This is a genomic window from Erythrobacter colymbi (assembly GCF_002155685.1).
GTDB classification, from domain to species: domain Bacteria; phylum Pseudomonadota; class Alphaproteobacteria; order Sphingomonadales; family Sphingomonadaceae; genus Erythrobacter; species Erythrobacter colymbi.
On sequence record NZ_MUYK01000018.1, the window covers coordinates 34,177 to 44,481 of the forward strand.

The 10,305-nt window shown below is 59.5% G+C and carries 9 protein-coding genes; 6 read left to right on the forward strand and 3 right to left on the reverse strand.

Annotated elements, in window-relative coordinates; all coding sequences use genetic code 11:
* Window positions 1-93 precede the first annotated feature (93 nt).
* Complete coding sequence (locus BZF57_RS18280) at window positions 94-1,176, reverse strand: replication initiation protein (RefSeq protein ID WP_039330893.1); 1,083 nt, start codon at window positions 1,174-1,176, stop codon at window positions 94-96.
* Between the two features lie 656 nt (window positions 1,177-1,832).
* Here BZF57_RS18280 and BZF57_RS18285 point away from each other — a divergent pair.
* From BZF57_RS18285 to BZF57_RS18300, 4 genes are all read left to right on the forward strand, one after another.
* On the forward strand, window positions 1,833-2,099 hold the full coding sequence (locus BZF57_RS18285) for a WGR domain-containing protein (protein WP_082013209.1): 267 nt from the start codon (window positions 1,833-1,835) through the stop codon (window positions 2,097-2,099).
* 171 nt (window positions 2,100-2,270) lie between these two features.
* Entirely contained in the window at window positions 2,271-3,047 is a 777-nt protein-coding gene (locus BZF57_RS21805; RefSeq protein ID WP_420810226.1) for a DUF7146 domain-containing protein, read from the forward strand.
* A gap of 161 nt (window positions 3,048-3,208) precedes the next feature.
* Window positions 3,209-5,059: an ATP-dependent nuclease gene (locus tag BZF57_RS18295; protein WP_039330678.1), complete on the forward strand. Its 1,851-nt coding sequence runs from the start codon at window positions 3,209-3,211 to the stop codon at window positions 5,057-5,059.
* 11 nt (window positions 5,060-5,070) lie between these two features.
* Entirely contained in the window at window positions 5,071-6,891 is a 1,821-nt protein-coding gene (locus BZF57_RS18300; protein WP_039330679.1) for a UvrD-helicase domain-containing protein, read from the forward strand.
* 129 nt (window positions 6,892-7,020) lie between these two features.
* On the opposite strand, the gene BZF57_RS18305 is transcribed toward BZF57_RS18300, so the two are convergent.
* Both BZF57_RS18305 and BZF57_RS18310 read right to left on the reverse strand, forming a co-directional pair.
* Complete coding sequence (locus BZF57_RS18305; protein WP_039330680.1) at window positions 7,021-8,283, reverse strand: type II toxin-antitoxin system HipA family toxin; 1,263 nt, start codon at window positions 8,281-8,283, stop codon at window positions 7,021-7,023.
* On the reverse strand, window positions 8,280-8,591 hold the full coding sequence (locus tag BZF57_RS18310) for a helix-turn-helix transcriptional regulator (protein WP_039330681.1): 312 nt from the start codon (window positions 8,589-8,591) through the stop codon (window positions 8,280-8,282). The genes BZF57_RS18305 and BZF57_RS18310 overlap by 4 nt, the downstream gene beginning before the upstream one ends.
* A 205-nt stretch (window positions 8,592-8,796) precedes the next feature.
* Here BZF57_RS18310 and BZF57_RS21750 point away from each other — a divergent pair, with 205 nt between their 5' ends.
* Window positions 8,797-8,922, forward strand: coding sequence for a hypothetical protein (locus tag BZF57_RS21750; protein ID WP_276206650.1), 126 nt, complete (start codon window positions 8,797-8,799; stop codon window positions 8,920-8,922).
* A 118-nt stretch (window positions 8,923-9,040) separates the two neighbouring features.
* Entirely contained in the window at window positions 9,041-10,252 is a 1,212-nt protein-coding gene (locus BZF57_RS18320) for an IS256 family transposase (RefSeq protein WP_011950834.1), read from the forward strand.
* The last annotated feature ends 53 nt before the right edge of the window (window positions 10,253-10,305 follow it).

Genomic DNA, 10,305 nt, shown 5'->3' on the forward strand with positions numbered 1-10,305 from the left:
TCGGGCCGCATTGTCGCGCCGATTCTAGAGCCGGATCAGGCAATCCTGACTCGGTGGGGGCATGGCGAATTGCACGCGTGCAATTCTTGAGCGTCAGGGCCGCCCGCGCCGGTTTACCCAGCCCTCACAAAAGCCCTTCCAAGCAGCGATGAGCTTGGCGCCACGAAGCTTCTCCAACCGATTGCCCATGTGTTCGCGAAAGCCGCTCGCGATAAGATCGACATCCCATCCACCGCCATGCTTTCGGGCGACTTCAAGCAAATCGGCGTGCCCGAAGCGGATCGAGCCAGACGACGGGAAGGTGGACTCTGACTGCTTGATCGCAGGCGCCGCGCTGGGCGGTGCTGCTATTGCCCCCTGCCCCGCAGTTACTGTTTCGACCGAACCTGTCCGCCTCGCTTGGCGCCCCGCCGAGTGCCGGTCGAGCTCGTCTACGGTTTCGAGAACCTCGGGCGCACCTTTGGGTTCAAACCGAAACTCGAGTTCAGTGACCGTTCGTCCCTGCCGGATCTCGCGCCATTCGACACGGAAGTGAGCGAGCTGGTCAATTTCAGACTTCGCCTTTTCAAGCACCTTGCGCCGAAGCTGAGCGAAGTCCGTGTAGACATCAGGCGGGATGCCAAGCGCTGCACGCAGTGCCTGCATATCTCCTCGCCAGGTTGCTTGGCGGCGATGGAGGCGAAGGGCTCCAAGCTCGTAAAGTTTGAGCGCATAATTCGAGCGGAAACCCAAGACCGCTTGCCGGTTAAGCACGGCATAGGTCTCAGAAGCCTGGATCAGCTTACGCGCATCGGGCGTGAACTCCCATTCGATCCAGCCCGTCTCTCCGCCATCCTCGTCGGTTTCCTCTTTAGACCGAGAGATCAGGGAGAACAGGAGAGTCGCCTTCTTTCCGCGCCACGATTTATCATCCACAGCAAACAGGGTGCGATGGAGCTCCTGAAGCATGTCGCTGATCCGCTCGTTACCCTTGTGGCCTCGGCGTATATCGGCTTTGCGAATGCGATGAGGACGATCTTCCCATGCGTCTCCACCTGCGGTCAGGATCATGAGCGCCAACAGCCGCGATGCCGTCAGACTAAGCGACTCACCTTTGACGAATTTGATCTCAATGATGTTGCCCGGTTTGGCGAACTCGTCGCCACCCTTTGCCTTCAATGCAGCAGCAACGCGCATCGCACGTCCGGGGGAACCTTCTTCAGGCTTCTCCTCGGAAGCTTCTACTATTGGGCCGTCATCAGTTTCCATGCCATAGTGCGATCAGAGCTTGATTCTTTGAAGGATTGATTGCTGCCTGACCTGACCTCTTGCGTCAAGTCAGGTCAGGTCAGGAATCAATGTGCAGCCCCCAAGAGGTCAGGATTGAAGGGCAAGGGAGGGGTTACGGAATCGTCGGAATTCCTGCGAGTCGGCAAGCGTCATGAACGAACGCAAGCTAGGGTTCAGTTTTTACAAAACCAGGCAGGAGAAAACGCTCGAAAGGCCCGCTACATCTACTGGAACAGGCTCTCCCCCCATTTGGTCAGGAATGCCCCAGAAGGTCAGGGGAAAGCCCCCGCTCGGTCAGGATGTAGCCCCCAGAAGGTCAGCCTAACACCCCCATCGGGTCAGGAAAAACGGCATAGTCCTCTGAATTCAGGCCATAAATCGGACCTGAATCTGAATCTCTAGAATCAGAAATCCTTCCGCTGCAAGCAGCGGCGTTTTTATGATGATGTTTTTGAAGGTGATCGGCCAGCAACCCCCTCCCATCGGATCAGTGAATCACTGACGCAGCTGTGATTCATATTCCCGGTTGGACCATTGGTCCGTGTCTCTGCCACCAGGCTACTATGGAAACACCAACCAGTCAGTCGTGGCATTGGCAAGCCGTCGACAATTCGCGCAACGTCGCGCGAGAATACCACCTCTGGATCCAAACCGACTTGTTCGGGTGGACAACTGTTGAACGCCGCTGGGGGCGGATAGGCTCAAAAGGGCAGGGCCTCATTCTTAGCTTCGAGGCGACGGCACAAGCCGAAGCGACCGCTCAGCTGATCCGTCAAAGACGAGCAAGCGCATTCAAGCGAATTGGAGTTCGCTACAGCCAACTTCGATGACTGCAGGCCCTATGGGGACGATTGAAAGCACCCGGCGCTCCTCAAGTGCACGGCAGGAAGGGGAGGGGGAAAGCTTTAGGGACGCTTATGACCCTATCAGCACTCCGACCAACTCAAGACACGATCAACCTTGTCACAGCTCTGCGCGGCACATGGCACGGCTCCTACGCTATGTGCCGATGCCCTGCTCATGACGACAGGACGCCCTCATTATCGATCCGCCAAGGATTATCAGGGGTCCTCGTGCATTGCTTTGCCGGCTGCAATCCAAGGGACATCATACGTGCCCTGCGGAATACAGATCGAGTTCGAGGCGTAGAACCCCGCCCAACGCAAAGTCTGCATTCCAGTCAACTCACTCAGCGTCTGTGGAGTGATGCGGTCGGCGTTTATGGTACGCTGGGAGAACGCTACCTCATTGGGAGATGTCTACCCCTCGATCTGCCTGACGTGCGCTTCCACCCGAAGTGCCCTCTCGGCCGAAAGCCAAACACTGCATTTCATCAAGCATTGCTCGTCGCTGTGCGAGACGGTGGTCACCTTGTCGCCGTCCAGCGCATCATTCTCGACCCGAGAACGAACCAGCATCAGGGTAAATTCTTGCTCGGGCGCTGCGGGCAAGGGGCATGGCAACCGACGCCGAGTGGACGAGTTCTGGCAGTAGCGGAGGGCTTCGAAGATGCTGCTGCCTTCACCCGTCTGTCTGGCGTAACCTGTTGGGCGGCGATGGGCGCTTCCCGACTGCCAAACCTTAAGCTGCCGCTGGAGCTCGACACATTGATCATAGCCGAGGACAACAATTCGCCAGGGCGAAGGGCAGCACACCGAGCGACGATGGCTTACGCTAGACCTGGCCTTCAGATCATTCGAAGTGCTCCGGGCAATGGCGATGATTGGGCCGCAAACAACGAGTTATTTCACCGATGGGATCCCTACTCCGAAGATTGATGAGGACTAATTTTTCCTGGTTATCCTTTTGGCACCAGATGACGGTTCCCGTGGTGCGAACTCCAATCGATCCTCGCGAAAATAGCATAAATGCCTGTTTTACTTCCCAATAGGCCCGCCTTGCGCCATCTTGCGCAGGTTCAGGGAGGTCGAAGAAAGAAATGCGAGTTCATTCGTTATCGGTGACAAACTTTCGCGGCATCAAGTCCGCCACCATCTGTCTGCCTGCGCATGCAGTGCTTATCGGTGACAACAACACTGGCAAGTCTTCGGTTCTAGAGGCCATCGATCTGGTACTTGGCCCCGATCGACTCTCCCGTCGACCACCGGTCGACGAGCACGACTTCTTCGAGGGTCGTTATCTCGCTCCCGCTACCGCCGTGGCAGAGGCTGACCACGATGGGCAGCCTCCCGTCGAGGCCGCAGGCAACCCATTGGCGGACTCAGTGCCGCCGCGCATCGAGATCGAAGTGACGATCACGGACCTATCGGAGGAACAGCTGGCTCGTTTCGGCGGTAGAATCGAGTGGCTCAACACGGCTGATGGAACCCTGTTCGTTGAGGCGAACCCCGCCGGCATAGATGCAGCCGCCGTCGTCGCAGCGCTACGCGTCACCTTTATCGGCCAATATGACCCGGACGACGACGATTTCACTGGTGCCACTTACTTCACCCGCAGCTTGACGGAAGACGATACTCCGACTCCGTTCCGCAAGACTGACAAGCAGCATTGCGGCTTCTTGTTTCTCCGCTCGCTTAGGACCGGATCCCGCGCCCTCAGCCTTGAGCATGGCAGCCTGCTCGACATCATCCTCCGCTTAAAGGAAATCCGCCCCCGGCTTTGGGAAGGCACACTGGATGCGCTTTCCACACTGGACGTGGCTGGTGACCCCCAGATGGGCATCAGCGGAGTCCTTGAGAGCGTGAACGCCTCGCTTAAGAAATACGTGCCTCGAGAATGGGGTGCAAAGCCGCACCTTCGCGTTTCCAGCCTGACACGCGAGCATCTCCGCAAAGTGATAACGGCCTTCATCGCCACCGGCAGTGGCGACCATGCCGCCCCCTTTTACCGGCAGGGTACCGGCACAATCAACATGCTCGTCCTCGCGCTTCTTTCTCAAATCGCCGAGGACAAGCAGAATGTGATCTTCGCCATGGAAGAGGTCGAAACTGCTATTCCTCCCTATGCGCAGAAGCGCATCGTCCATGAGCTACGCAAGCTCTCCGCCCAATCGATAATCACCTCTCATTCGCCCTACGTCCTTGAAGAATTTGGTCTAGACGAGACCGTCATCCTTTCCCGGAGCAGCCAAGGCATACTCAGCCAAGCTTCTATCGCCCTTCCTGAAAGCGTGAAGCACAAGCGCTACCGACAAGACTTCCGCACCAAATTCTGCGAAGGGCTGCTGGCGCGCCGGGTGCTCATTGCGGAAGGCGATACCGAAGCCGCGGCGCTTCCGGTCGTCGCGCGTCGGCTCTCTGATCTCAATCCGGCGACCTACAGCTCAATCGAAGGCTTGGGAATCACCGTCATTAACGCGAAGACCGAGACTCAGATCGCCGATCTCGGTAGGCTCTATGCGGGGTTGGGCAAGCGGGTGTTTGCGCTGTGTGATTTGCAGACCGCGGAGGCGCAGCAAGCCATCGAGGCCGAGGTCGAACAGCTGTTCATGCATCCCGAAAAAGGCATTGAGGACCTTGTCCTCAAGAACACCACCTTGGAGGCCATGAACCGCTTCTCGCAGTCGCTGGCTTGGCCGCCGCATCTGGCAGCCAAGCATGCGGGCGCCGACGTGAACATGATCGATGCGCTGATGGACTATTTCCAGTGGTCCAAGGGTAATTGGGGCATCGCCGACTTCCTGGCCCAGTGCTCAGAAGCCGAGATACCGTTGTGGTTTCGGCAAACCTGCGCGCGGTTGCGCCAGCTGTGCGATCCGCCTCCACCTCCGCCTGTTGCAGATCCTGCACCTGGCGGAGGTGGCGACGACTTCGACGCGCTTTTCAGGTAACAGCGGTAATCATGGTCGACCTGACGCCGAAGCAGCAGATCGTGCTCGCGACCGCCGGCCACCAGCTGGTTACCGGTGGCCCCGGTTCCGGCAAGACGACCGTCTCGATCCTGAAGGCAGCGAAAATCGCCCGCGAAATGCTCAAGCCAGGGCAGCGTGTCCTCTTTCTCAGCTTCGCGCGTGCGACGGTCTCCCGTGTCCTCGAAGCCATCGACGAAGAAAAAGACGTCTCGTCCGACGAGCGGAGCCGGATCGAGGTTGACACCTATCACAGCTTCTTCTGGCGGCTTCTCAAGACGCACGGCTATCTGGTCGGCCTGCCGCGTAGGATCTCGATCCTCACACCGCCAGGTGAAGCGATCGCCCTAGCTGCGATCCGCCGGGAATATGGCCCCGACAAGAAGCTCGACGAAGCCCAGCTGGCCGAAAAGAGAGCGCGCGAGAAGGCTGAGCGCGACCGACTTGCGTTTGCAGAGGGGAAAGTCTGCTTCGATCTGTTCGCTGATCTCGTGGCACGGCTGCTCGAGGGTTCCGCCAAACTGCGAGCAATGACTGCTATAGCTTGGCCCTGCATCATCTTCGATGAATTCCAGGATACGAGCGCGGATCAGTGGCGTGTCGTGAAGGCGCTTGGCGACCGTTGCACCTTGATTGCGCTGGCCGACCCGGAGCAACGCATTTTCGAATTCATTGGCGCCGATCCGGCCCGCCTTGATCATTTCAAGGCTGCGTTCGCTCCGACCTTCACCGAGCTCGGCTCGGACAATCACCGCAGCAAGGGCACGGACATACTACTCTTCGGCAACGAGCTGCTGACCGCCAAATTCAGCAAGGCCGAATACTCTGGCATCAGCTTTTGCTTGTTTCCGTCCAACCGGAACCAGGCCTATGCCGCGCTGGTCACGCAGGTCCTTCAGGCGCGAGCCCGGCTGATCGCCACCGGACGGCGCGACTGGTCGCTCGCAATCCTCGTTCCAACCAAGCGGAAGATGCGGCTCGTTTCCGATATCCTGCGCGATCCGTTCGGTAACGTTCCGACTATCTCACATGCCGCCTCGATCGATATGGAAGGACCGATCCTGGGAGCCGAAGTCATTGCGCAACTGATGCAGCAAGAGCGTGCTTCGGATGACCTCGACCAGTTGGTGCATTTGATATGCCAATATCTTCGCGGCCGTGGGGGATCCGACCCAGGCAAGGGAGATCTGGGCGATGCGGTCAAGCTGGAGAGCGCGCTGGCGAAATGGAACGAGCGGATCGCCGGGGGACAGGCGCCGCACGCGAACAGTGTCATCCATCCTATCGCTGCCGTCCTTTCCGCAACCCGGCAGGTCGTTATGGTCGGCGATCCAGACAAGGACTGGATCGCCATCCGCGCCACGCTCGCTGATGGAGCGTGTACCCGGTTGCGGGCTATTGCGAACGACGCCCGCAACGTGCGTCTGCTCGAACGCGGCAATCTGATGCGCAATACGCTGGAACAGAACTGGCGAGAGCGGGGTCGCTATTCCGATGCGCTTGACATCACTCGATTGGCGTTTGTTCAGGATCACTTCGCCACAGCTCAGCGCCCCGAGACGGGCGTCATTGTGATGAACATGCATAAGGCGAAGGGGAAGCAGTTTGACGAAGTGATCGTGTTCGAAGGCTGGCCACTCAGGGTGGGTAAGGAGATTAAGGCGAACCCGGATCGGATCGTTCGCGAAAACAAGCTAGAAGGCGACCTATCCCAGGCACGTCAGAATTTTCGCGTGAGCGTGACTAGGGCTAAATCGCGCACCACGGTCATGACGCCAAAGGACGACGTCTGCGTCCTTCTGAAATCTGACTGAAAGATGGACCCAGTAAGTTAGCGGCAAACTAGAGAAAGCAATGAAATATTGCTGGTGGCCAACCCGGAGACGAGTGAGCTGCCTCTTGGTGTCTTCAAAGACTTGGGAAAACGGACCCCAAAGCCTTCCTTAGCCAAATGTTCGGGCCACGGATTCCAAGCCCTCTGATACTTTTGCCATTGAGACCCGGACCCCAGTATCCCGAGCGTGCGACGGCCAATCGGCGAGTGATGCACGAACATCGTCGATCACTGCGAACACGCGCTTGGGAGAGATACCGTGGGTCTTCGCGAGTTTCTCTATATGTTGGCGGGTAATGGTGCGCCCTTCGCCCAGAACAGCCATGTAATGCTCGCCGCCGGGGCCATTCGAGAACGTCAGGTCGAAGGCCGGCGCAAGCCGCCAATCTCCCCGAGCGTCCATCAGGTAAGCATGTTGGCGAACATGATCGTCGCGGTTTCGCGCGAGCACGTTGAAGACCATGCGGCGGAAGGCTTGCTCGACGTCCGCCATGCTGTGGGTGATCGCCAATGTCGCCTTCAGGAACCCGTCGTAGTCGACACTCGGCATATGCGGCGAGGCCTCAAGCACTCCGCCCAGACTGACCATATGAAGCCTTTTTCCGGGCACGGGCCGGTCGAAACGCCTTGTCGCGAAATGGCCTGGCCCCTTCGCAGAGGAGATCAATCGCGTTTCAGCCATTTCAATTCCCGCAGCGCGGGCCATCCGGGCGTAGGCCTCCTCCAGCGGCCCGATATCTGCGGGGTCGTTGGTCGCTGCAAACTTGACGATCCATTCCTCACCGGCGCTCCTGGTTCCCGCTGCAGCCAACTCGTCTCCTGCGGACAGCGTGCCGCCCGCGTCGATCGCCACATGAACTTTCGGCCGCGCGCCGCCCGAGCCGCCGCCCAGGCGAGTGAGCAGCGCCTCCAGCTCTGTCTCCTCGCCGAGCAGAACGTGGCGGGATTCATCGGCCAAAGCATCGAGGTCGATAGTACTTGAAGTTTCACCATCAAGCGTTTCAGGCTGGAATACGAGCGCGCCCCGACCTTTCGTGCCAACAAGGGCGAGCCGGTCGACTGCGTTTAGGTCTTCGAACCGGTGACCCATTTTCTGAAGCCGCCGCTTCAACAAGAGCATGCCCCAGGCATCGGGCAGACAGTCCGACAGGAAACCGTGGAGGCCTTCAAAGGTCCGGCTGCGGGCAGGGTGCAGGCCCGGTTCAGCCGGATAGTGTAGCGGAGAAATTGGCATCCCTTCCGCTATGATCTCTGCAGACCATTCGAGCTGCGCAAGGCCCCTGGCCATTGCCAGCCTGCCGACCGAAAGCGGCGCGGCAGTCTCATCGGTCAGCAATCCAACCACCAAGGGCGTTCCCGGAGCCAGCTTCATGGCCTTGCACCGCTAGCACGCTTGCGCTGCGGCTTTGCTGCTTGGCGCTGCTGCGCGAGCAGCTCATCCATGCTGGTTGCCGGAACTTGCGGAAACAGCGCGACAATGCCTTCATCGCAGCGCAGTGCGATGGCGGCGCGCACAAGATCTTCGATCGAAGCCCTGCCTTCGGCCTCCATCCTTCGCCACGTCCTGTGAGACACGCCAGCTTTGGCAGCTGCCGCTTGCTGGGTAAGGTCGAGGGCCAGGCGGCGTACCTTGATCCGCTTGCCGAGGCCCGTCAGCTGATCCGGGAGGGTGAGATACATAGGCCATATATGGCCTTTATCCGCAAAAACGTCAACTTATAGGCCTTATTTGGCCGATGAACTCTCCCTAGTGCAATGCTGCGGGCCAAAACAGGCATTCCAAGAGTGGCGCTGCTCAACGCCTCTGGCGCAATTCCAAGCTCCGCGCTGCCGAACCGGAAGGGGAGGGGGAGGCTGTGGTGCGCATCAGCATCAGGAGCAGCGCATGACCGATCTTTTCACCCCGTTCGACTCCCGCCTTGATCAGGTCATCGACGAAGTCGCGCTCGAGATCGCCGGTGGATCGCTTGTTAGCGTCCGCGCTCGTGGTGTAATTTCTGGTGTAGATTGAGATGATCGCATGGGGTGGGGCATGCCCCACCCCATGCGATTTCGATCTCGGTGGCCACCGGGCTCATCGGTAAGGTGGAGTTACCACACTTCACACGCCCACCGAGGAGTTGATCCCGATGACCGACGACAGACTACCGCTTGCCGAGCTGATGGCGAAGACTGGAGATGGAGATTTCCTGCGCACGATCGCCGAGAGCGTATTACAGATCATCATGGAGGCCGACGTCGATGGCCTGGTCGGCGCTAGCCGACACGAGCGCTCCGGCGACCGGACGACCTGGCGGAACGGCTACCGCGACCGCAGCCTCGATACCCGGCTCGGCACGCTCAACCTGAGGATTCCCAAGCTACGGACCGGCGCCTACTTCCCTGGCTTCCTGGAACCCAGGAAGACCGTCGAGAAGGCGCTGGTCGCGGTGATCCAGGAGGCGTGGATCGCCGGCGTCAGCACCCGGCGTGTCGACGAGCTGGTGCAGGCCATGGGCATGACCGGCATCTCCAAATCCTCGGTGTCCAAGCTGTGCAAGGATATCGACGAACGTGTCCATGCCTTCCTTAAGCGGCCGCTCACCGGCGACTGGCCCTACCTCTGGCTCGATGCTACCTACCTCAAGGTGCGCGAGGGCGGGCGGATCGTCAGTGTCGCCGCGATAATAGCCGTTGCCGTCAACACCGAGGGCAAGCGCGAAATCGTTGGCCTTCACATTGGACCCTCCGAAGCCGAGCCATTCTGGTCGAGCTTCCTCAAGGACCTCGCACGCCGCGGACTGACCGGCGTGAAGCTGGTCATCTCCGATGCCCACGAGGGCCTCAAGGCAGCGATCACTCGCGTGCTCAGCGCCACCTGGCAGCGGTGCCGCGTCCACTTCATGCGCAATGCCCTGGCCTACGTGCCCAAGGGCCAGAACACCGTCGTCGCCGCTGCCATCCGCCAGGTCTTCCTCCAGCCCGACCATGCCGCCGCGACACAGGTCTGGCGCCAGGTCGCCGACCAGTTGCGTACCCGCTGGCCAAAGCTCGGCGCCTGCATGGACGATGCCGAGCACGACGTGCTGGCCTACATGACCTTCCCCGAGCAGCACCGCGTCAAATTACATTCCACCAATCCACTGGAACGCCTGAACAAGGAAGTGAAGCGCCGCGCCGATGTCGTCGGCATCTTCCCGAACGAGGATAGCATCATCCGCCTCGTCGGCGCCGTCCTGCTGGAGCAGAATGACGAATACCAGCTCCAGCACCGCTACATGCAGATCGAGGGCATGGCCGCCCTTGCTACACCAATGATCGAGGAGGCACAGCCGCTACAGATTACACCCAAGGCCGCCTGAAAATGCAGCCCGCTGGCCACACCCAATTCTACACCACATTGACGGACGCGACC